This is a genomic window from Planctomycetia bacterium (genome assembly GCA_015075745.1).
Classification (GTDB): Bacteria; Planctomycetota; Phycisphaerae; order UBA1845; family UTPLA1; genus UTPLA1.
The window spans coordinates 1-23,639 of the sequence record JABTTW010000003.1; the positions used below are offsets into that span (position 1 = coordinate 1).

Consider the following 23,639-nt stretch of genomic DNA (forward strand, 5'->3'; position numbering starts at 1 on the left):
TTTGCGAAAGCGATCCGGCCTGTGACGATTGCAACGAGAACGGGATTCCCGACGGCTGCGACATCGCCGCAGAGATTAGCGAGGACACCGACACCAACGGCATCCCCGACGAGTGTGAAGGCGAAAGCCTTATGGGCGGCGGTGGCGAATCGATGATGTCGTCCTCCGAAAGCAGTGAATCTGACTGGTCGGAAGAAGCCGCATGGGAGGCGTTCTACGAGTGGTCAGCCACTCAGTGTTGGGGCCAAGGCTGTGAAGCCGGCATGGACGCGCAGTTTGCGGCCATGATCGATACGTTACGAGAACTTGGCTTGCCCGCGCAGAAGCCCTGATCAGGCAATAGACATTGTTAAATGTCGAACAAGGCGGGCCCGTCTGTTCTACGGACGGGCCCGCTAACTTTCAGTGACGGAGGAGTGGACACACAACGTCACAAGATCCCGCATTATGGAGATCATCCACTATTCTATAGGCGCAGTCTCATGCCGTCAGGTACATGCCTTCCGGGCAGTTTCCAATGCCCCTAACTTTTCTTTGCTAGCGGCCAGTCCGACCACCGAGTAGTTGGCTTCCCATGAATTCTGGTGGACAATGCCCGTCATGAGGCAGAGCTCCAAGGATTGGATGAATTCCCATGTGGTCGGATAACGAAACGTCGGTAGACTTTCTGGGCTTTCAGCATCTCGTCGCGGGACTGACAACCATAGTCGCAAACGACTCCCTTTTGCCAGCGACCATCGGCGTATTCGGCGATTGGGGCAGTGGCAAGTCAAGCCTACTTCAGATTGCAGCCGAGGAGCTTCGCAAGAATCCGGAGATGCTTGTCCTGACGTTCAACGGTTGGCTCTTCGAGGGCTATGGCGACGCAAAAGCCGCTCTTATGGGCAACATCTTGGATGCCCTTGCCGAAGACGAAACGCTCGAATCCGAGGCCAAGGGATTGGCACTCAAGCTTCTCAAGCGAGTCAATTGGTGGCGTGTCGCCGGAACCGTCACCAAGGCGGGAATTGGCATGGCACTCGCTGGCCCGGCCGGCCTCGGTTTGGCGTTGGGAACCGACCTCGCCACGGCTAGTAAGGACCTCATGAAGAAAGCGGCCGACCTTAAGGAGGAAGACCTTACCAGGTACTTGCGTGAGAGCACCGACCACGAAGAGCGGCGAAGTATCCGTGAGTTCCGCGATGACTTCGCCAAGCTGCTCGCCCAAACAAAGCGAAAACAGCTTGTCGTCATAATTGATGACCTCGACAGATGCTTGCCGGAGACAATCATTGAGACCCTGGAGGCAATAAAGCTCTTCCTCTTCGTGCCGCGCACCGCGTTCGTTATCGGTGCCGATGAGAGACTCGTTCAGTACGCCGTGAGACGACGCTTTCCCGAGCTTCCCGGGGAACGAGCGAATGTTGGCCGCGATTACCTGGAAAAGCTCGTTCAGTTCCCGATTCGAATTCCTCCGCTCGGAAGAACCGAGACCGAGAGGTTCATTAGTCTGCTACTGGCCTCGCAGGCTGATATCGAAGTCAAAACATTCGAATCGCTTCGCCAAGCAGCAGTCGGATGCGACCCCAAGTCGTTGCACAGCGTACGGTTTAGCCAAGATGTCGCAGCAAAGGTCCTACCGACCATCCCGGAAGACGTTGCGAGTCGGCTGTCGTTGGCAGAGAGAATAGCACCCGTTCTCGCCGCAGAGACCGTCGGGAATCCACGCCAGTGTAAACGATTCCTGAACATGTTGAGCATTCGACTTGGTATGGCCGGTGCACGTGGAGTCAAAGACCTGCAACCGCGAATCCTCGCGAAGCTCATGCTCCTTGAATACTACCGCCCCGAATCGTTTAAGCAGCTAGCCGCAGCACAGGCCGACTCAGAGGGCCGCCCGATTGCACTCGCAGAAGCTGAGAAACTTAACAGGGCTGCGGTGGTTGCCCACACAAAAGCACCATCGACGAATGCGAAAACGAAACGGGATGATGATGATATACAGGATACGGAGCCGAACCTACCACTTTGGCTTCTGGACCCGTGGGTTACACGCTGGGTGAAAATGGAGCCAGAACTTGCCGGCGAGGACCTACGCCCATACTTCTACTTCTCTCGCGATATTCTGGGGCCGATGGGGGCTGTCGCACAACGAATGAGCCCGGCGGCACAAGAAGCCTTTACACGCCTTCTGAGCCGCAGTGCAGCAGAACGCGGGAACGGTATGAAGCGAGCACCCGACTTGTCGCCGGCTGACGCAAGTGCCGTTTTTGAGGGCCTTGCCCAACGAGTCCGTGAGGAGGATGACCACTCCGATGAGGCCGCGACGATGCCCACTCTTCTCGAATGGACTAAGACTCGACCTGAACTGGCCGGACAACTGGCCGCATTGCTCGCGACCATCCCAGAGGAGAGTATCCCGCCGGCAACACCTATGAAGCTCATTTCGTTAGGTGCTGCTCACAACACCCCCGTTGGCAAGCTGTTTGAGCAATGGGCGAACAGTAAGAGCGAGAAGCTAAAGGCTGCGACGATAGCTGCCATGAAGCGACCACGATAGGGCGGAAACGAGTGGGAACATCAAGTTCATATGGAGGCCCCGGAGATAAGACGCCGCTACTTCCCGCATGGGCACTTCCGCCTGATGAGGTAAAACAACCTGCACCCGAAGTACCAGCACTGCCGTCTGACGCGACAGACTCCGACATTGACAATCCGACCGAGCCACCATCAGAAACCAAGCCTCCGGAGAACAACCCCCAAGACGAGATTCCCGGCACCAGCGTCACCGCACCTCCCTCTCGGGCGTGGAAATCGGCTCGCGGGAGATTCACCCGAGCACTATCGTCTCGAACCTCCTTAGGCTATCAACGAGCGGCCCGTGACTACGTGCGTGCCTCAAGAGCCTCTGGCCGAGCCGCCGCCGGGGCGATTGCAGGCAGGCGAGCCGTTGCCGCTCTGGGCGGATTCTTCTCGTCGGCAGCGTCCCAGGGCTTGGGGGCTGCTCTCGCTAGCCTTGGTCTCGCACGAGTTGTCGGAAGGGATGTAAACGAAGTCCTCGCCGCAATTGTTAATGCACTAACGCCAGACGGAGTTACAAAAGAGGAGGTTGCCGCACGAAAGGCCGTTAGCGATACGCTCGAAAGACTCTACGAGCGTTTTATCGATGAAGGCAGAGACCTATCTGCACTTGAGTCGATGACTCGCGAAGACGCGGCAGACGCAATCGCATCCTGCGTCGAAGCATACATCTTCAACCGCTGGCTAGGCGACCTTGGACTAAAGATTGAGGAACGAGCTGTATCCGCGTCGGAAGCAGTTACCCTAGAGAGGGAAATTCGAGAGTTCATTCATGCCACGGTCACACTGGACCTGACCAACATAAATGTGTTGACGCTCGATTGGGGTGGGGAGCAAGGCCGGTCATTTGTTGAGAACATTTATCGCGATGCATACTCGCTCTTTGGAGGTGAAGCGTGACTTGGCATGTAATCACGCTAGTCGGTGAAGCCGACGAATACTCTCCCGCACTAAACGCTGCCGCGCCTCGGCTCGTTACCGCGTTCGAACGCCCCACACACCCACACCGAGTTCCCAATGACGTGCTCGCCGTGCTCCGAGCCGCCCTAGCCGTAAGCCCGCCCGCCCATGCGATGGACTTACTCTACCTTGCAATGACTGTTTACTCTGCCGACCTGAGAGTCAACCGCATTCACGGCACAGACAGATGGTGCCGCGACTTCGTCTTACATCTGCCGGTCACCAACGTGGACCGGTGGCGGCACGCTCAAGAAATCCTTATTCGTATGCTCCAATTCTTGACCGGAGACCGGTGGCAGGTCGAGTTACGCCCGAGGCAGGTCGCAGACGAGTCCGAACACTCCGCCGAGCACCCCGTTGACGTCGTCAGTCTGTTTTCGGGAGGGCTCGATTCGCTTGTGGGTGCCATTGACCTGCTAGCATCCGAGAAGACAGTTGCCCTTGTGGGTCACCACGGGGCGGGAATGACCAACGCCATTCAGGCCGACGTGCTCGCCCGCCTTGAAGAGTTCTACGCGGGCTCGTTCTCCCCATACATGTTCTTTGTTCAGCCATCCAGTTCGGGACAAGACGATGGCGAGAAGAGCACCCGTTCTCGCTCGCTTCTGTTTCTTGCACTTGGAGTCGCTCTTAGCCAGTCGCTGAGCACGTCGCCCCCTCTCTTCGTTGCAGAAAACGGTTTGATTTCCTTGAATGTTCCTTTGGTCCCGTCACGTGATGGTAGCTCAAGCACACGCACCACACATCCACATTTCCTCAGCACATACGCAGAGTTCTTGTCGGCCATCGACCTAACCACGCCCATCGAGGCCCCCTACCGCTTCAAAACCAAGGGAGAGATGCTCAGTGGCTGTCGTTCAGTCGATGCTTTGCGAGCCTGTGCACCGCTGAGCATGTCTTGCTCGCATCCGGAATCCGGCCGATTTGGAAAAAACTCGCCACGGAATCACTGCGGTTATTGTGTCCCGTGCATCATTAGGCGTGCATCGTTGCAAGCCGCAGGGTTTCCGCACACTAAGTACAACATCGACGTAGTGACTTCACCACCGAAAGCGAGCTCCAAAACGGGGAGTGACCTCCGTGCGTTTAGCATCGCCCTGGAACGACTCCGCACCGTTCGGCCGTCGCGATACTTGTTCGATATCCTCGGAACAGGCCCAATACCGCCGTCGGATGCTGCGAATTACGCCGACGTTTATCGTCGCGGAATGGAAGAGGTGGGGGCATTGCTGAGATGAGTGGCATGCAATCCGAATTGGCGATTCTTGATGCTCATTGCCACATTGACTTGTATGACGACCCTCGTACGGTTGTGGCAATGGCTGAGCAGATGCACATTCACACGATTGCTGTCACGAACGCTCCTTCCGTCTTTTTCTATACGCGGGATCTGACTCAGGAGTGTCAGTTCGTTCGTGCCGCTGCGGGCTTTCATCCTGAACTGGTCTATTCCCGCCGGGCAGAGCTTCACCAGTTGTGGCCATTACTCGAATCAACACGATATATCGGAGAGGTTGGCCTTGATTACGTAACGTCGGACCATGCAGACCGCACGTTTCAGCGGAAAGTATTTAGCGAAATTGTTGAGAGGTGTGCGAGTCTCGGCGACAAGGTGCTCACAATTCACTCGCGTCGAGCTGCCGCCGACGTTATCGCGACATTGGGCAATTTTCCGGGAAAGGCGATTCTTCATTGGTTCAGCGGAACGCTATCACAACTAAAGGCGGCGGCGGATGTTGGCTGCTACTTTTCGGTTAACCCTGCCATGGTTCTATCCGCCAGTGGACGGAAACTGATTTCCGCAATGCCTAAGGTCCGCGTCTTGACCGAGACAGACGGCCCCTTTGTCCAGGTGGACTCGCGACCTGCCGAGCCGCCCGATACGGGGGCGGTCGTGTTCGAGTTAGGCCGACTGTGGAACATCGATCCCAAAGAGGCACGTTCAGTCGTCGCCGAGAATTCTCGAGGTCTGCTGGCCCCCTAACGAATCGTTGACGACCTTCGTAATGCATGATAGAGGACGTTATCATGCAATAAAGGGGTCTGTTTGAATGGACACTGAATACCAATTGGCAGGGTCGTCTATTAGGGAAGCCGCAGTCATGGGTTTACAACTGCGGATTTGGAAACTGGCGTATCGATGTTATGGAATTCGTCGCGTGGGCCAGGGCGTGTCGGGTGGATACTGTTGTTGCGATAAGGAAGGCGATGGCTTAGGGGCAGTTTGCAATCTTGATTCGTGTTATGGATGTACGCAACCCAGTCATCGCCAAAAACATACCCGAAATAGCGAATCAGTGTCCGAACCAGCAGGCTAATATCGATCAGGAACCCCGGGGAAGTGCGGGTGGCAGCCAACTCGTATTATAGTCGACCGATCTAATCTTCCGGCTTTTTCAAGGGCGGACCCTTAATAGGAGTTGTCATTGGCCTCGAATTGAGCTGGGCTCGTGTAGCCGAATGCTGAGTGCAATCAGGGTGTTCGATGGATTAGGGCGATAAGATGAGTGACAATGCGATCGTCTCCATTCGAGATGTGATATCCGCAATCCTCAAACACGATCACTTCGTTGATGCACTTGTTACAGCTATGGACGCTGATCCAGCTGCGGTTCCCACAATTACCAGACGAGAATTGCATCGCCAGGACATTTTCCATGGATTGGTGGGACGTGTAGTCGATTACGGACGTGGCCATCCACAACAAGCAGCCCTGAAGGCTCTCTTTGAAGATACCGGGATATCTGACGAGGGAGTTTTTGACGCGGTGGAATTCGTTTCTTCATGCCTCATAAACCATTTCAAGGGAGAAATTGCTGAACTCTTGGCACGCCCACTACTCCATCAATTCGCTTTGCACCTTTCCGAGAATGGTATTGCCCCTGCTGGTGCCGAACTGATTCTCGGACACGAAATCAGATCGAAACGACTGGACGGAAGTAGCGGGTGGCATAAGAGTGCTGATGCTATGCTACTTACCACTACTGACCGATGGGCAACGTGGACCCCGCGTAGGCAGCGCACGCTCCCGTCAGGTCAGTCAATAATCGTTGGACTTGCCGAGATCAAAGCATATCGGCAGAAGCCTAATAAGTTGTTTGATCAGCTTGCTAATCACGCCAACCGTTTTCAGCGTGGCATGCTGCTTCGAGGCATTGACTGCGATCTTACTGCGACATTCATAGCACAGTCAGTGGATTCGCTGACTGCCGACTGTGTTCCATTGACGTCGTCGTATGACGCCCGGGGAGTCTCACGGCTGGCTATTCTGCCGAGAGTCACCACCCGCGAGGAGCAATTGATGCACAGATTCGGCCCCAATGCTTGGATATCTGAACTTCCGTTTACTAGCCAAGAAATGCTGGAGGCAGCGTACCGGTTTTCAATTTGGCTCGCTTGTCTTCTTGGCACAAATGACTTTGGAGTTTCGTTAGCGACGAATACTGCTGAGTCACATGCCCAATTACGCGAGGCGACTCTTCAAGGAGGGCTACAGGATCGATTTCTCGAAGTGCTTTATCACCTCTGTCATAGAAAGTCAGTCGCAAATGCTAATCCTGAACATTCAGGCAAACTCAGCAAACTCTACAGGCTCTACAACTCCTTCTCATACGGCCGTCGGCGGGCAGTCGGCTCTCGAATGCAATGGCCTGACGAACACCCGGAATTGCCGCGGGCTGAGTCGATGTCTGTGTCAGAAATCGCTCAAGACCCTGTTTCGGCGGCAACCGCACAGTGTCTTTTCGACAGCGCTACAGCCTATGGGCACGGCAATCTTCGCAAGGCACAAGAACTCTTGGAGATGGCGAAGTTGGCAGGCACGCCACCGGCCGTTGGCCGTAAACTGGCCTGGTTGGAGAGTATGATCGCATACCGCGATGGTCGATTCGCCGTTGCATTAGAGTTATTTCCCGGCCCAAATTCTGACAAAAATCAATTCTGGTGGCCGCGAGATCAGCTGATGTGGGCACGGTTGCATGCCAGGGCGTGCAATGCCATGACGGCACGAACACTCCTTACTCAGCTCGAACCGCTAGGTCAATGGCCGATCCGAGCGTTGCCAATAGAATATTTCGGTGTATCAGCCCTTACATTTCTCGCAGGTCGCGAAAACGAAAGCGCGAAAGGTGAGGCAGATCGGGGAATCGAGATTCTCGAAGCTTTTCGCTATGAGGTTCGAGAGCGACAATCCAGTGGTCTCGGCGAGCCCGTAAACATTCACACGCAAGTCGTGCAAATGGGAGTATTCGACTTGGTTGCTGTATTAGTCAGGGCACAGCGAGCTGAAGAAGCCGTTAATCATCTAGTCCAACTCAGTGGCTTTGACGGATGGGAAATTCCGTACTTGATTCGTGACGAACTGTTGGCTGAACTCTTCAATAACATCAAGCGTTTCCCAAAGCTTCTTGCTTGGGTTTCGAAGACGAAGGCTTGGTAACCGGATAACATCGAAACCGGGGAACGACAGTGGATCGTCTAACAAAAGAACTATTGTGAGCTTCATGGTCTTGCACCGTCTTTGACATTAGCGTGGGACTCCTCGCGGAAAACGAGACGAAGGTGTTGCTCATGCAGGCATCTAAGGGGTGGCCAAAGCGGACTCGTCGTCTGCTGCAGATTGCAGGTGTTCTTAAAAAACGGTCAGCGCATGGTTTTCGATCTGCGACTTGATCTCTGTATTGATTGGCAGGTTCGGCCGTTTCAGCTCAACAAAGTGATGCTCTCGATCATCTGGTCGCGCTTGTGGGATGTGGCGCGACAGCATTAAATCTACGATTGGGTCTGGCGCATTTGTAATCCGTCATTTTGTAGCTCCTCCGCCCGACGAAGCGAATGGCGCGCAAGCGTGGATAACTCGACCGCCGCACGTGATGGCTTGGGAGGGACGCCGGGCGGGGCTGGTCGGATTTCCTTCGGGTAGCAGCAAGAAGTTGCCGGCTGCGTCGGTAGGCTGGCCGGGCGGGCTGGCGAGGCGCGTATGAAACGCAGCGGTCGGCCGGCGGCTAGCGGACGAGCGCCCTCCTTGGGCTTCCGGCCGAATCGCAGCAACCAATCTCGGGCCGAAGCGGCATAGCCAAGCCCGGGCTTCTGGACCTGCAAGAGCATAGCGTTGAACGGTGCGAAGTTGCGAAGTCGAACTACGAAATCCAAGAGGTCCTTGTAGTCCTTACTATGCTTGTAGAGTCGAGACTCGGTGAGCAAATGATCCTGAAAGGATCGGGCGACTTCGGTTTCAAAAAGGGAAAACTTTTCCATGGCGGCTCTTCGACTCCCGATTCGCCGCGCGAAACGAGTGATTCTGACTCGTCCCGCATCCACCCCCATGATGTGCCATTGGGCGAATGCGCGACTACGCGCAAACTGGGTTATTCGCCTGGCGCGAGCCCAACGAGCCGGCCCTTACCCTTGCGGTCGACATATTTAATCATTAACTCGGTCACATGGGGCAGATTCACAAAACCAGCGACCGCTGTTAGCTGGCCAGAATTGAATTGCCGAATTGCTCTCCAAAGTGTTTCCTTTATCCGCTTGGCAAGGTTCGACTCAGGGGCCATGTAGCTGTCGTCGCGGCGACGTCGGCGTAGCAGGTAAACGATGGATAAGCCTGCATGACGGTATAAGTACCTGGCGCTCCCTTCGTCGAGCTGCTGCTCAAGGTATCCCAAGCACTTCTCGGAAATCGCAGCACATGTCGTCGAGGGAATCTCATCCGCCGCCTTCTCCCGATACTGGAGAATCCGACAAAGGGCTCGCATCCAGTCATTGGGAGCCCGGGGGGTTCCGCTTTGAAAGTTTGCATGCAGTGCCTTCGCAAATCTCACAATTTCTTTTGGATCGCGAAGACAATTGCCGATCGCGATCAGGTGATGATTGGCAATCCGACGGGGATTCCCAAGAAGCGATGACAAACGGCTGTGCAGCCCAGGGGTGTCCGCACTGCAATAGCCCAGTGCCCTGAAGATCCTGTCTTCGGCGGAAGCGAATCGTCCCGACTCGAGGAGATCGTCGAGTTTCGAAACGAACTCCGTGAGCAAAGTAGAGTCAAGGCAGGCCCCATCAAGGCAACCCTCCGACGAAACTGCGGTCGCATGGTCGGGGATTTGATGGCTCGAGTAGTCAGGGTCTTTGTCCCGAAGGACCGCGATCAGGTTCATGATTCGGTTCTCGAATTGACGCTCCCGTAATCGAGGGAGTTCATCCAAAAAGCCCTTGATTAGCGATCTTGCGCAGGGGAGTTGGTAAGTCCCTCCACCTCGCCAGGATGTGTAGCTGGCCAAGCGAGGATCAAGGGGAGGATTCGTCCTTTCCACATTCGCGAGTTCTTCTTCCCTGCTACGGCCGGTGTCGTGCGCGCGTGACCAGTCCAGGTGAACACGACGACCGCCAAACGCGATACGAAGATCGGGAATGACCTCAATCCTGGGATTACCTTGACCCGCTGTTATTCTGATCTGCAGTTTGACAGGGGTGTCCGCGCGAATCTGATTGGGGAACTCGACCCTTACTTCGCGAACCGAGTCATGTCCCTCACGCCAGACCGAGAGTGTGAGAAAATTTTCCTCCTGTCGGACTTTCAATCCCAAACCACTGAGCTCAAACACCTGTTCCTTGCCACCAACGACGTACGGATCCTCTAACCGCAAGATGTTCTCAAATGTAGGTTCACCTTCGCGCACGACGAGTAATTGGAGCTCGGGGAGGGCATCAAGATAAGATGGCAACCCAGACTGGCACTGCGATGCGTAGAAAGCCGCCCCACGACATAAGATTTCTCCGGAACAATCGATCATACTCCTCGGCAAATTCGGTACCTCGGTGATCCGTCGCACCATTCGCTTCGACCAAGGCTCGCCTTCAACATCCAGGTCCGCGAATCCACCAGTTCCAATCATGCCGAGTATCGGCAGATTCGATTTTGTCATGCCTCGAAGCTCTTCCAGCCACTCATCAAATGAGGCGGCGGCGATTCTTCGCGCGAGTCGATCCTGAGCGTATGGCCCATCGAGAGGGGCAAAACGCTGACGAGACTTCGTGAGCTCACAGCGAGATTCGGCTGACCTTGACTTCTCTTGGGAAATCAGCCCGACTAGGTTTCTTGCGAGGTCTTTGCCAGCGTCGACAGCTCTCTCCCCGTGAATTCCTAAAAACGATTCTGAAACCAACAAATCCAGTTTCTTCATCTTCGAGGGACATAGGACCTGGCGCAACCATCCCGTTGTCCACAAAAGATTCCAGGCGGTCCCCTCTGGATCGTCTGCATCTCGACATACCCCAAACGCCAGCTGTTCGGCCCAACTGATTCCTGCGTCGTATAAGCTAGGTAGCACCGGTAAACGACGTGCAGGCAGCAACACCTCAACGCCATCATGTTCCCAGGGGATTAGCTCCAGTTCAGTGACTTCGAACGCGTCGAGCCCCATATGGACAGTCCATACCGTACCGACCGGCGTGAAACCCGACGAGGGACGATTGCGAGTTGCCTTCAGGATCTCAGGACCGTATTTCTGAACCCAGGTCAAGGCTCCGGCAATCGGTCGCCACAGAAGGCTGACATTCCGAAGTTCCAATCGCAGGGCTCGAAGTAACCGGTCCTGCGACTCGTGATCAAGGGTATTCGGCACGACCAAGCTGACCGTTGGCCGTCCCAACGACCCGGTTGTGGATTCAAGTGCTTTTTTGACTGCTAAGACGATGGCATCCGTCGGTGCGCATGACGTTTCGCGGCGTTCAGACGCCTTCCATTTCCACTCCGGAGGGTCGCGGTGATCGAGCATCGGCCAGGCAAATGCCAGCGGGAAGCGGGCACTCCCCTTGGAGGGACTGAATCTGGAATTGGGGGGCCAGGCGAAACCAGCTCCACGAAGACTCGGCGGGGCTTGAAGGTCGATGACATTCGGCTCGCCCGCCAGTTCACCCAATACCAACGACGGCGGAATCTCCGGGCCGATCAAACCGACTTGATTCTGAGGATCACCCATCGGGTGTGCTGAGGCCGTTGCCACAGCAAAATCCCCTAGCGCAATCCCCACGCAGGTGTTTAGATCGTGGGCGTCTTTCCTGCTCATTCAAAGCTCCCGGATTGAAGCCATGGCACTAACTGACCCAGAAGCCAATCCAAGTGTGCCGCGACGGGAATTGGGAGCTCGATGTTGACCATTGTCATTCCGAGATATGTGGCTCGGCCCTGCCTCGGAATCTGATCGTCATTACCATCTGAGGTACGCGGCACGATGAGGAGCGGAGTAATGCGAAGAGTCGTTGGCGAGAAAAGGGTTGAGGGGAGTGCCCGACCCCAATCCACAGAAACCGAATTCGGGTCGTCACCGAAGCCACGCAGTGATGTCCAGATTGCGAGAACGCGCACAGGCGAACGCCGGAGAGGGGACCGCACAATAATGAGAAGATCGCAACCCAAAGTGAGTAAGGGCTCTAATTCCGGGGAAAACGTGGTAGCGAGAGGTAACTGATCACCCTGAATTGCTTCAACAAGAAGCAATTCATTTCCCCGATAGATCCAGGTGCCAACCGATGAACGCGAATCGAAAAACCTCCCACAGTCGGGGTCGGATCTCAGAAGCACACGCCCTTCGTACCGAGGGCCGCCCTCCTGAAGACTGCTGAGAACGTGTAGGATTGAGAGCGAAACGTGCTCCGCCCAGGTTCGGTGTTGCCATCGCCACATCTCATCCTCGGAAAGTTGCTTGCGCCGTAGACGCTCGTACCAGTTCCAGATTTGTCCGTAGCGCTCGTCATATTGCAGGACGTAGTTGGCTCGTGGAACTCCGGTAGGGAGTGGGACGCGCGAGATTTCGGAACGCGATAGCCAACTCTGCAGTAACGATCTAAAACGCAAGACGAGCAGAACGCGGTAGGGTCTTGATACCGCGTTCTTGAGGTGGGATGCACACTCGTGAAGATATGCGTTACACTCGCGAAGACATCGCCGAAGAAAGTCATGTACGACACGGTTTTCCGGCGTATCGGCAGTATCCTGTCGAATAACGCATAGGACTCTCTGCCGTGGGCCGGCCTTTTGGAGAATGGTCCGACCGGGTTGGCGCACAAACCATCGCAGGCAAGCCTCGTCCATTTGCTGGACGCGATCGAGCCGTTCTAGAGATCGAATTCGACGCAGGGCTTTTCGAGGGCGAGAGCAGATATCCTCCAAGGGGCCCCGACACGCTTCGGCGATGCGCACAATCATGCGAAGCGGTCCGAGATCTTCCTTGTCGCGCAACCAAAAGAGCTGATCGAAATCGCTCCAGGCGCAGACGGTTAAGCCTTCAGCGCGCTGTGGGCGTCGCCCCCCTTTTTGTCGCGGAAAGGTGATCTCATTGATCGACTCGGCATGCTGGGAGATCAGCTCCGCTGCCTTGGCCCCAATTCCGTCTGATCCGAGGATTGGCATCGAACCCACGCCTACAGATTCTCCACTCTTCGAATCAAGTGGTCGCGGCACACCGCCACTCAGTAACGACTCGGCGTATTTTTCGACGCCATTGGCGTCAAAAAGAGACAGGGTGACGTGTTGAAAGGCGGGATCATCCTCGCTGCCCTTCGGCGACGGGAGTTCAAAACAGGAACACTGCTCGCTCCGCCAAACCAATGGCAGATTTGTCGGAGGAGGGGAGATTCTCACCTGCCTGATCGCGCTTGGGACAACCAAGAAGGGGCGTCCGAGGCACTGAGTTCCCGGGCTCAGAGTCTTCCAAGGGGCCCAGTTGTTGGGCAACGTATTGAGGTCGAGCGGTCTGTCTTGCGCCATCGCATTCACTCATCTTCGGATCGTTCAACGCCCAACCAGGTAAATAAGTGACCCCCTTCAGCTTTGGCTCCTTGATCAATTGCGCTGAGCAGCGGACCATCGCCAAGTCGGTCAACAATTCGTCGGACCTCGTCAATCGCCCGGTGTCCGGCATCCTCCGCGACGTCAACCCCGCGAAGTTTGGGCAGGATCCTTTGCTCGATCTGATCAGCAAAGGGGATCTGAATCCCCTCTCGCGACTCTGGATGCTGTTGAACATAGGCCAAGATCGCGTCCCGCGTACGATAGCCAAAGGGCCGCCCTATCCGAGCAAGGACATCGTTGAGTTCCTGAATCCACTCCAAGAGGGTGTTGCGCTCAGAAAGATCCTGCGACCGGGCGGAATCAATCCACCCGTCCCAAGTGTCGCGATGCAAGAACGATTCGGCTCGGAGGCGACGAGCATCCTCGGGGTGATTATCGTCTTGAGATCCCAAGATGGGAGGACGTCCAAATCGCATGACGTTCGCGCGATCGATGACCTTATCGGAGAGGGTCAATGTTGATTCATCTTCGTTCATCGTTCCGACGAAAAGAACATTGGTGTCAACAAAGACCCGCAAGTCGCCCTCGCGAACAAACCGGCCGGCATCGAGGAGAATTTCCGCCTTTGACCGATCAGCAACTTCTTCCACGTTCATGATGTCTCTTCGCGTTTCCAAACGGCTCAAGAACTCGCTGAAGTAGTACTCGACCCGGGCCAGATTCATTTCGTCAAGGAGCACCATCAGCATCCTGTCGTCGATGAGCTGATCCCCAAGTTTTTTTTGGACCAGCTTGTGGTTGTATGCACTCATCTGCAGAAGCGCCCGAACCAATTCCGTGGCCTTGTAACGATTCTCCAAGTAATTGAAGAAGCCGATCAGGTCCTGGGGGCCATCCCATCGCGGCTGCACCGGGATATTCAGAAAATGAAATCCCATTGCCTCGGCGTAGCGGCGCGGAAGAAGACTTTTTCCGGTTCCGCTGATTCCAGCGAGCACCAGGAGTGGTGCGTCCTCGGCCACCTTCAGCGCGGTGTGGAAGCTGTTGACGGTTCTTCTCGAAAACTTGAGCCCCAGGGTCCGTAGGTACTCTCGTACGTTTGCGATCGCCTCATCTTCCGCGATTTCCTCGCCATCTCCCTCAGAAAATTCCTCGACATCGATGACCGGCTGCCACAGCTCAGACATAGCCTCTTCCTCAGTCGCGAGATTGCGATCCCGGACCTTTGTCTCTTGGCGAAGTTCGTCGAGTCGGGAGGAACTCTGCTCAATGCTCGTTTCGAGTGCCGCCTTCTTTTCCCTGAGCTGCGCCGCGGCGACCTTGATGGCGTTGGCCTCTTTCTCTAGCGAGTCTCTTGCTGACTTTACTTCGTCGCGGCGCTTGGTCAGGTCGGCGATTTCGCGTTGCAGAGATTCGAGCCGCTGCTGCTCCTTGGTAATGGCCTCTGCCAGCCCCGCGAGATTGCCTCGAGCAACTCCCAATCGAGACTCCGCGTCGGCTGCATCCTTTAAGAGCTTGTCCAGTCGCGTCTCCAACCGCTCGAGTTCTTTTTTCTTCCCTGAAATCTGCTCAGTCAAAGAACTGGCCTGTTCATTCAGTTGCAGTCGGGAAAACTCGGCCTTCTGGGCCTCGAGTGTCAGACTCTCTAATCGCTGTCGCGCATCGCCCAACTGTTCCAGTACCTGCTGAAGTTCCAAGCGGACCTGCTCAAGTTGCTCCCTCTCCTGCTTCATCTGTGCGATCTCGGCTCGATTCTGTTCCAGCCAGTCGCGTTCTCGTTGTGCTTCGTCAATGATGAGCTTGGCCTGCTGCAATTCATCTCGGAGATGATCTCGTTCCGCTTCAAGATCGTGTACACGCTCACTGAGGTCTTCCCAGCGGACGGCTAGCGGGAGTCGCTCCTCCTTTCGAGCGTATTCGAGGGCACGTCGGTAATTGACAATAAAGGCCCACAGTGCGCACAAGAGAACAATGATCGTAGAGAGCACACCCACGAGATACGGATACAATAGTTCTGGCATGATCACTCTCGGATAATCACGGACGATCATTTCGATCGACGGGCTGAGTCGTTACTGGCGTGCCGGACCCTGCATTGATTGCTGAGAGCACACCCTCCAGGGACCCGAGCAAATCCTTCAGTGTTCCAAAGTGGCGAGATTCCTCTGAACGAAGGTCGTCCAACCGTATGTTCAACTCCCTCAGTTCACGCCTTCGGATCTCCGTTTGGGACTCCAGCTTCGCAATCGTGTCTTTCATCTCCTTTTGGGTCGCCCTTGCCGCAGCGGCCTCCGTTGTAGCCTTTTCCCCTTCCGCACGAGACGTCTCTAGCTGTTTGAGGTATTCGCCACTCTGGGCCACTCGACCCACCAATGATGCCAAGTCGTCTCTCTTGCTGCCCAGCTCTGCATCGAGCCGAGTCACCTCATTGGTGCGGACCTCCAATTCGGCCTTTTTCGCGCGGAGTTCCGCCTCGGCAGAGGCGACCATGGCGGTAAGCGATTGCACACTTTGGTTAAGCGTTTCCTCGGCTTGATCGAGATTTGTGACCTTGGCGGAGGCGGCTGCAAGGGCGTTTCGTGCAGACTCCAGCTCACGAGTGAGAGAGACCACTCTTTCGCGCGCGGTCGCCTCCTTTTTCTTAAGGTCTTGAACCCCGCGCTCCAAGTCATTCCGTCGCTGTTCCAAGGTTGAGATCTCCACGCTCACTTGATCTTGAGAATCTTGGCGTGCCTGGAGGGCATCGAGTTTTGACTGTAGCTCCTGAAGCTGGCTCTCCAAGTCACGGACTTCATTTCTTTTCGAGGTGACCAGTTGACTCACTTCGTGGAGCGAGTCTGTCTCCTTTCTAAGTTGGGTGAGGGTCCCATCGAGCTCTTCTCGCGTACCGCGAAGCGAACCTACCGCTTGTTCTAGCGTTTCCTGTTCACTCGTCAGCGTCTTAATCTTCCCTTCGAGCTGCCCTGCACTCTTTCGGGCCGTATCTCGTTGCTTGATAGCAACATCGCGCTCTTTGCTTGCGGATAGCTGTTCAGCTTGGACCTTCGCGAATTCCTCCTGGGCCTTGCGAGCACCATCCAGCGAAAGCTCCTCGGCACGTTTGGCCTCCGTCAGACGTAAGCTGATCCGATTTGATTCCTCCTTTGCCTTCACCGTCTCCGCTCTAAGTGCGGCGAGGTCCTTGTCAAGGACAGAAATCTCCATGCCAAGTCGAGCGTGTTCATTCTGCGCCCCGAGCAGTTGGCCTCGAATCCGGGAGTAGGCATCGATACTCTTCAGGCCTATGAACTGTCCGCCGACTCCGATCACCGCAAGGAGAACCAAAGCCGTCGTACCAAGCCAGAATCCCTTGGTGCTCAGGGTAGTGGTGGATGGAAGCCGAATGTCGGAAGCAGGATTGCTACCAGTCGAACTACTCGGCTGGTCCGATTCCATGTCATCCGGCAAACTCGGCTCGAACTCTTGTGATGCATGCATCCATATCCTCCTTCAATTGATAGACCCAAAAGCGCAGGACCTTCCAGCCTGCCGCCTCTAGGACGAAGTCGCGGTAGATGTCATCAACGCGCCGTCCACCGCCCGGAGCGCGATGGTAAGTTTCTCCATCAATTTCAATGGCGAGCTTTCGACCTGCCGGAAACAGGGCGAAGTCTAGATAGTATCCACAAGTTGGGTACTGTTGTTCAAACGGCAAGTTGGCGGATCGAAGGACGTCGGCAAACCGCGGCTCCCAAACCGGTCCGATAAGGTCGGTCCGACATGCCGTTTGAGAGGCACTACGACCCGAGCGACAAGAATGCAGGAGGTGAGTCACGAACGGGATGCCACAAGACTCCGCCCATTCCTCGTCGCCGATTACCGTCAGCGCGACCCTGGCCCGACTGACGGCGACGTTGAATCGATTTGGAGTAGATCCTAGGAAATAGGCCGAGCCTTGCGGCATATCTCGACTTCCGACCAATGAGAACAGGACCAAGTCGCGTTCATCCCCTTGGAATCCGTCGGCCGTGTCCGCCAAGAAACGCCACGCCGCCAGCCGGTCCGAAGGAAAACGCTGATGAACCGCGTCTCTAATTCGATCGGCCTGTACCCGAAACGGTGTGACCACGCCCACCGATCCCGGGAAGCGGATTTCGGCGAGCCGGGTCAGCTCCTTCAAAACGAAATCCAGCTGAGCGGGACTGTGACAGCCGCGGGAACCTGAGACGGCATCCCCCGGAACGTGACACCACGAAAATGCCCGCGCGGTGCGAGTCATCCCGACGCGGGCAAAAAGAGCGTCGGCATCCGTCATGACGCGAAGCGTTCCGCTGTAAAAAGCGCTGTTGCAGAATTCCGCGATGGTTGGATGGCAGCGATAGTGGTTCTGGAGTTGGACGGATACGCCATTCCGGCTTGAGGCTGCCAATTCAAACATGGAGTTCGCGGCGAAGGTATGGCGTTCAAACTCGAAGGCAGCTACGCCGAATTGTTCCCGCACCCGCATTTCGGTGTCGCGGTTGATCTTGGTGACATGGGAAAGCTGCATCGGATCGCCGACGATCATGGCCCGCCGGGCACGAAAGAGCAGCGGAACAACCGAAGCAATGTCGCACTGACTGGCCTCATCAATGACCACCAGATCAAAGACTGCCGGAGCGAGCGGAACAGCCTTGGCAACCGACAGGTTTGAGACTGCCCAGAGCGGAAAGTGCTTCATCAGCTCCGGCATCGCGCGCCGAAACGCCTCCGCCGCTGCCGAATTTGACGTCGAGTCATTCAACTCCTGAGGGCGATTGCGCATCGCAGCACGCAATGCGGCGAACTGTTCTCGCTGCTCAGGTGAAATCCGAGAACCGGCGGACTCAGCGGCAATCTTTAGAAACGCTTGAGTTGCGGCCTCGACCCTGGACTTAATCCCGCGAAGCTGGTCGAGGAGATCGGAACGGTTCGGCATGCTCTGGAGCCGCTTCTTGATTTCCTCCGATTTTTCAGACGCCTCCAAAAGATCAATCACCGAAAGCCACGACCTACAGACATCTCGAATCCGATCCGGCTTCAAGTGCATTTCGCCCGTCGGTGAAATGGCATGCCGGCCCAGGCATTCTTTCATCGTTGACATTAGCAAGCGGAACTGCTGCCGAGCCGATCGGATTCGTAGATACCGCAGGGGGTAGGTGATCGCCCGAAGCAGCCAGGAGCTTCGTTCAGTACACAGAGAGGAGGCAGTTTCGAGAAGCTTGAGGATCGGAGCGCGATCTGGAGCCTTCAACTTACGCTTTACGAATTCCATCCAGTCAGGGGGGCCCTCCGAAAGAATCCGCCGCAGCTTCGCCTCCGCGTCAACCAAGCCCTCCTCAAGACCCAGCAGATTGGACATCAACGATTCCGTCCCTGTCCGATCTGCGAGCGCGTTCTGCAGTCGATCCAAGGCCGCCGCCCGCTCCTCTTCCACCCCTTCGCGGTGAGGTCGCGAGAGTAGGAGGGTCATTCCTCGATACCACTCGAATTGGGCGGCCTGATCACGAAAGGGCCGGCTCGGCCTTAGGATTAGGGCCTCAGGCTCTGTCATCGCGTTAAGTCGCGGCTCGACGGCTTCGATGGCTTGATGATTCCGACTCGCGAACAAGGCTGGCCGACCCTGAACGACGGAATTGGCTAGGACGTGTGAAACCACCAATGACTTGCCCGTACCCGGAGGACCGGTGACCACTGTCAGGGGCTGGGTCAGGGCCTGCTGGCAGGCGCTTCGCTGGGCGTCGTTCAGCAGACAATATTCAGCGAGCTGATCACGACCATTGGCAACCTCATCCGCGCGGTGCATATCTTCGGAAGCGGACTTGTGTGGAAACAGAGCGGTCAGTGCTGATCGGTCGAGATCCTCATCAGCTACCTTGAAGGCAAGTCGGTGAAGCTCATCATGTAGTCGCTTGGTGAACTTCAGACTTGGCTGGGCCATTAGAACGGCGCGATTGCGAAGTCCCGATTCTGTAACCTCCGACAGCGGCGGCTTCTGGGTAAGATTCCGGAGATCTGCAAACTCGCGCCACCAGTCCCGATGGGATGAGAACAACAATCGAACGGTCTCTTCGAATCCGCTGACTGTCCAAAGGTCATCTTGCTCATCATCCTCCGAAAGGTTGGGGGACAATCCGATCTCATCGAGGAATTCCCTGCGTTTCTGCGCATTGGGTAGTCGGCGTTCCAGCCACCCATGATTGATCTCAATGAGATTGGTGGGCTGAATCTCGAGATTGCCGCCGGAGATCGTCGCGATCGCGGGAGTGACCAATACGGGTGAGACGATACGATAGGTGGATCCGTCCGACTTACTCTCCCCCACAAAAACATCAATCGGTGCACCGAGATACAGAGTCATGCAACCCCGGCGGCCCCGCGATTGTCGAATGAAGTCCTCAAAAGCGGAATCCGGAACCAAACGCACGCGCTGACCCGAACTGACCGCCCGCCAGTCGATCGGTCCGGGGAGCGTGATGAACTGTTTGCCCTCTTTGTCGGAAAACTCTGAGATGCATGCCCGCTCCTCTAGGCGAACACATTCGGCGTAGTAAAGACAGAGCCGTCGAAAATCGGCCCATCGGGAGGCGGGGTCGATCTGAAGGTGACCGGTCGCATGCGAATTCGCACGCCCGCCGCCTCCTCTTGCCCCCACTGGATTGTGCTGTGGGTCTGTGAGGACATCCGCGTTGGGCCCTGTAGTCCAGGAACTGGAATCAACGGGGCCGTTTGCCCGCCAACCGGATTGAGTCTTGGCGACAAGCTTTCGCTCTTGGAGCTTGAGTAGGGTCCGCGAGACTTCCTGGCCCGGAATGCGCGTCGCGGATGCGATCTGAGCAGCAGTGCGCGAGGCATTGGTCGACCTCAGGTACTGCAAGACTCGCGATTCCTGATACGTGCCAGGCACTAGCCACCCTCGCTTGGCGGAATACGTCCGATTACGCAGTTGCTGGGCTCTATTCGAGCTTCGCGCGATTCGGCAGCATTCTTGCGGCCCGACCACCCGGCGCGACGAAAAGCGTTTATCGAAACTCAATTGTACTAGGTCCGAGTGCCAAGCGAAACTGCACCGCGTGGGGGCCAAGTGGCGGCAACAGGTCTATCCCTCACCTGGTCTCCATCAATGTTCAGGTAAAGGACCTGCATGAGCCGAACCAGTTCACCGGTGGTGATCAGATCCGCCGTCATGTTGCGTCCGATGAAGGTCACGAGCGCACCGGTTGTTCTCACCGCGTTCCTGTCCGGCATTATTCCCATCGTCTCGTCATTCGTCTCACGAATCTTCCTGATCGGCTTCGGCGAAGCGATGCTCGCGCTTGCGGGACATCGCAATCAAAACACATTGGATCGCGGAAAAACATTAGATGAGCGGATCGGCATCTGTCATCGCGAAATCACAAAGCGCCTTTCCATACGAAGTGATCAAGTCTCTGGCCGTGACGTACGCCTCGCCGACTATTGTGAATCGTCTATCCATGAGACCCTTCTTCGCAAGCTCACCGCAATGCACGTCTGTCAATCCCGAGTGTTTCAGACCGGATTGCCCGGCTAGTTGATTGTGCCAATACAGTAGTTTTCTCGCCTCATTCTCTTTGGACACATCGAGGGTATCGTGCAAATGGCATCCAGCTCGCAAAACAAGAATCTCGCCAGCGCTTAGCGACCTTGCTGTCCTTATGAATTCAAGTGGTAGATTGTCCCGACGAGTTGACTTCTCTTCAGTCGCTGCTGCTAGGAATATACGTTTAATGAGCTTCATTCGCTCGTGATCTACTGAGTCTTTTTCGAGTGATTCGAGAAGCTCATATAAGCATGCGCCGCATTGTTCGGTGTTCTGGTAATCGCTCTTGATGCGGCCTTCGTCCCTAAGCTGCCTCCACTCTTTCGCAGTTGCTTCAACGACGTTCGAGCCAACACACCGTTGGAGAAAACTTCCGCCACGCCGCATCCAATCGCGGCGACTCATTCCAATCGCGCACGTCCCCGCCTCAAGAATCTGCAATACTGGATTATCTTTTTCCTTCTCAATCTCCGACTTTTTGTCACCCATGGCCTAGCCCTCCGCTGCAGCCCCGCACTCCGAACACCTGCCCGACTCGTTGCCGGTTAGGTCATACCCGCACACTAGGCAAAGGCCCTCGGCGATGCGCCGCCGGGCCTTACGCAGCGTGAACCATGATATCGCGGCCAGGATCGCCACGGGCAGACCGAACGGGATGAACGTGGAGCCCGTCCCCATCCCTCGCGGGAACATGAACCAACCGCGCAGGCGAGCGCCGAAGCCCTTGCTTGGAATCGTTGCGTCTGCCCATTGAAGCCCACCGTTCACAGGCGCGGGGCTCGGCTGAACCAAAAGCCCGCCGCCGATGAACATGACGTGATAGCTCGGCCCGAGATAGACCAGTGCCTTCGTAATCGACGCCATGCTCGCCAGAGTCAACACCGCAGCGCAAGCAAAGCCGAGCCCTGCCAGCCGCCTGAGCCATCGCCGTCTATTGTCGGGTAGTCCGGCCACGGCGTAGCATATTACTCGATGCACAATCCCCGCCTATGCTCGGTCCTGCTCGACCATATCCGGGGCCTCGGCTACCACGTTTGCCGGGCCTGTTACTGTGATATCCGGCTGGGGCACCTCATGATCTGCCTTGACGCCGTGGACACCCTCGACGGCCATTCGTGGGTTGTCCGGGCTCCCGTCGAAAGGGAATATGATGGCATCATGGAGTTGTGCAAGGTGCTGGCGATTGACTTGGAGGACGGTTAGGGTTGCAGGGATTTGCCTAACGACGATGGGCTTCTTGTAGTGCATGGGTGTGGTGCCAATGCGGCCGAGATTTGGAATCTGCGGGCATATTCCGCAATTATGGCTTGGAGCAATCGAGAGATGAATTCAATCGTCCTTGAACTTCAGCAGAAAGCTCTAGATAAGGACGCCGACGTTGCAGAACTCGTGCGGACGGCACTTCTCGTGGCTCGAAAACTCGGAATCAACGACTTTGCTGAGTGGGCTGAACTTGAATTGCGAGGATACAAGAACGAAGAATTGCCTGACTATCGTAAAGTGCAAGCCGAGGTAAAGGCCTTCAACCCTTATCGAGGGTGGGTTCCGTTTATCTTCGAAGACCCTGACCTTGACGAGGCGGCACACATTGCGCCATGCACTAATCCAATTGGTGAGCTGCAGTTCATGCTTGGAAAAATGGGGACTGAGCCGATGCAATTGGCGTTCAGCCAACAATTGTTACTCAAGTTAATGAAGGAGTTCGGGACGAACCTGATTCCGACTCGGCTGATTGGAGTGGGCCAAGTCGCTGGAGTCCTTGAAGCAGTCCGAAACCTAATACTCGAATGGTCCTTAGAACTTGAACGCCATGGGATTCTTGGAGACGGACTTCGATTCTCATCCGAGGAACACGCAAAGGCAGCTTCAACATCTTCGATTCACATTTCTAACTTTCAAGGCGTTCTCGGAGATATTCACGGAGGACAAATCCAAATAGGTGACTTCAATTCCATCAACGCGCAGCTTGAACAGCAGGGTGTCTCGAAGAAAGCACGCACTGAACTCGAACAAATCGTTAGGGATTACTCGGCGACTTCCGAGCAGAAAACGAAGGCGTCATTGGCCAAACGAGCCTTCAATTGGCTCGCCGACAACTCCGAGAGATTGGGAAAGCTAGGGGGTGTCATAGCAGCTTGGTTCTCTCGTTAGGTCGGCGCTTCAGGTTAATACCCCGCTCTCCCGCCGTCCGGGCGCACAATACCCGCGAAACCGAAGCTCGCCCGCCCTGTCGCCTGGACCGTAGTACGCCAGGATCGGCCCGATGGATGTCGGCATGGACCAACCGACGATAATTGTCCGGCTTTGGGATTCATGCGGCGCGAGACGGAGGGGCAGTCCCGCGAGCGGGCCGTCCGTGCATCGGGCGAGCGTGAATCGCCTGTCTGCCCGTTGACGGTTGGCCTTCTCGACTTTGCCGCGCAGCTCCGTCACCTGATCGTTCGTCAGCATGGCGATACCCTCCACGCTGCGATTGTATCGCCGAGCCTTGACTTCCCGATTGCCCGCTTGATTTGGCTGGTTTCGGTCCCCTTGAGAACCTCCTTTCTCTACTCTTCGGTCCGAGAGTTGGGGATCCTGGGCCCGCCTCACCGGTGGGCTCAGTTTGTTGAGGCGCAGAAAAACGGCCGTCCGTGTGGTTGGGCGAATCGGACGGCCGCACAGAGAGAGGGTCAGTCCCCCACCTCGGTCTGATCGCCTCGGGCCATTCGTTCCAAACTCTCGGCCGGTAATCGGTCCCCTCTGGCCCGGAGCGGTCTGATACAATGCCCG

17 protein-coding genes are annotated in these 23,639 nt (G+C 56.0%); 8 read left to right on the forward strand and 9 right to left on the reverse strand.

Annotated elements, in window-relative coordinates; translation table 11 throughout:
- The 6 genes from HS101_18395 to HS101_18420 form a co-directional block, all read left to right on the forward strand.
- Nucleotides 1–332 (forward strand): hypothetical protein (locus HS101_18395; GenBank protein ID MBE7508236.1); only part of this gene is annotated, 332 nt, incomplete at its 5' end.
- Between the two features lie 302 nt (nucleotides 333–634).
- Nucleotides 635–2,539, forward strand: a complete 1,905-nt coding sequence (locus HS101_18400; protein ID MBE7508237.1) for a hypothetical protein — start codon at nucleotides 635–637, stop codon at nucleotides 2,537–2,539.
- A gap of 434 nt (nucleotides 2,540–2,973) precedes the next feature.
- Nucleotides 2,974–3,459, forward strand: a complete 486-nt coding sequence (locus HS101_18405; GenBank protein ID MBE7508238.1) for a hypothetical protein — start codon at nucleotides 2,974–2,976, stop codon at nucleotides 3,457–3,459.
- Nucleotides 3,460–4,762: 1,303 nt separating this feature from the next.
- Nucleotides 4,763–5,503, forward strand: coding sequence for a TatD family hydrolase (locus tag HS101_18410; GenBank protein MBE7508239.1), 741 nt, complete (start codon nucleotides 4,763–4,765; stop codon nucleotides 5,501–5,503).
- Between the two features lie 519 nt (nucleotides 5,504–6,022).
- Nucleotides 6,023–7,957: a hypothetical protein gene (locus HS101_18415; GenBank protein ID MBE7508240.1), complete on the forward strand. Its 1,935-nt coding sequence runs from the start codon at nucleotides 6,023–6,025 to the stop codon at nucleotides 7,955–7,957.
- 186 nt (nucleotides 7,958–8,143) lie between these two features.
- A complete protein-coding gene (locus HS101_18420; protein ID MBE7508241.1) occupies nucleotides 8,144–8,287 on the forward strand; it encodes a hypothetical protein in 144 nt (47 codons plus the stop codon).
- Between the two features lie 2 nt (nucleotides 8,288–8,289).
- Here the strand turns inward: HS101_18420 and HS101_18425 are convergent, their stop codons facing one another.
- The 8 genes from HS101_18425 to HS101_18460 all read right to left on the reverse strand — a co-directional run bounded on the left by HS101_18425 (nucleotide 8,290) and on the right by HS101_18460 (nucleotide 21,845).
- The gene (locus tag HS101_18425; GenBank protein ID MBE7508242.1) at nucleotides 8,290–8,775 is read right to left on the reverse strand and encodes a hypothetical protein; all 486 of its coding nucleotides are present in this window, start codon (nucleotides 8,773–8,775) and stop codon (nucleotides 8,290–8,292) included.
- A 110-nt stretch (nucleotides 8,776–8,885) separates the two neighbouring features.
- The gene (locus tag HS101_18430) at nucleotides 8,886–11,585 is read right to left on the reverse strand and encodes a hypothetical protein (GenBank protein MBE7508243.1); all 2,700 of its coding nucleotides are present in this window, start codon (nucleotides 11,583–11,585) and stop codon (nucleotides 8,886–8,888) included.
- A complete protein-coding gene (locus tag HS101_18435) occupies nucleotides 11,582–12,937 on the reverse strand; it encodes a DUF2357 domain-containing protein (GenBank protein ID MBE7508244.1) in 1,356 nt (451 codons plus the stop codon). Before HS101_18435 ends, HS101_18430 begins: the two co-directional genes overlap by 4 nt.
- Before the next feature lie 353 nt (nucleotides 12,938–13,290).
- On the reverse strand, nucleotides 13,291–15,330 hold the full coding sequence (locus tag HS101_18440; protein MBE7508245.1) for an AAA family ATPase: 2,040 nt from the start codon (nucleotides 15,328–15,330) through the stop codon (nucleotides 13,291–13,293).
- A gap of 16 nt (nucleotides 15,331–15,346) precedes the next feature.
- Nucleotides 15,347–16,744 (reverse strand): hypothetical protein, encoded by a 1,398-nt coding sequence (locus HS101_18445; GenBank protein MBE7508246.1) that lies wholly within the window; start codon nucleotides 16,742–16,744, stop codon nucleotides 15,347–15,349.
- A 1-nt stretch (nucleotide 16,745) separates the two neighbouring features.
- Nucleotides 16,746–20,183, reverse strand: a complete 3,438-nt coding sequence (locus tag HS101_18450; GenBank protein ID MBE7508247.1) for an AAA family ATPase — start codon at nucleotides 20,181–20,183, stop codon at nucleotides 16,746–16,748.
- 483 nt (nucleotides 20,184–20,666) lie between these two features.
- A complete protein-coding gene (locus HS101_18455; GenBank protein ID MBE7508248.1) occupies nucleotides 20,667–21,356 on the reverse strand; it encodes a hypothetical protein in 690 nt (229 codons plus the stop codon).
- A 3-nt stretch (nucleotides 21,357–21,359) separates the two neighbouring features.
- Nucleotides 21,360–21,845 (reverse strand): hypothetical protein, encoded by a 486-nt coding sequence (locus HS101_18460; protein MBE7508249.1) that lies wholly within the window; start codon nucleotides 21,843–21,845, stop codon nucleotides 21,360–21,362.
- Between HS101_18460 and HS101_18465 the strand changes: the two genes are divergently transcribed.
- Both HS101_18465 and HS101_18470 read left to right on the forward strand, forming a co-directional pair.
- Nucleotides 21,840–22,070, forward strand: coding sequence for a hypothetical protein (locus tag HS101_18465; GenBank protein MBE7508250.1), 231 nt, complete (start codon nucleotides 21,840–21,842; stop codon nucleotides 22,068–22,070). The genes HS101_18460 and HS101_18465 overlap by 6 nt on opposite strands.
- 120 nt (nucleotides 22,071–22,190) lie before the next feature.
- Entirely contained in the window at nucleotides 22,191–23,018 is an 828-nt protein-coding gene (locus HS101_18470) for a hypothetical protein (protein ID MBE7508251.1), read from the forward strand.
- 9 nt (nucleotides 23,019–23,027) lie between these two features.
- On the opposite strand, the gene HS101_18475 is transcribed toward HS101_18470, so the two are convergent.
- A complete protein-coding gene (locus HS101_18475; GenBank protein MBE7508252.1) occupies nucleotides 23,028–23,318 on the reverse strand; it encodes a hypothetical protein in 291 nt (96 codons plus the stop codon).
- Between the last annotated feature and the right edge of the window lie 321 nt (nucleotides 23,319–23,639).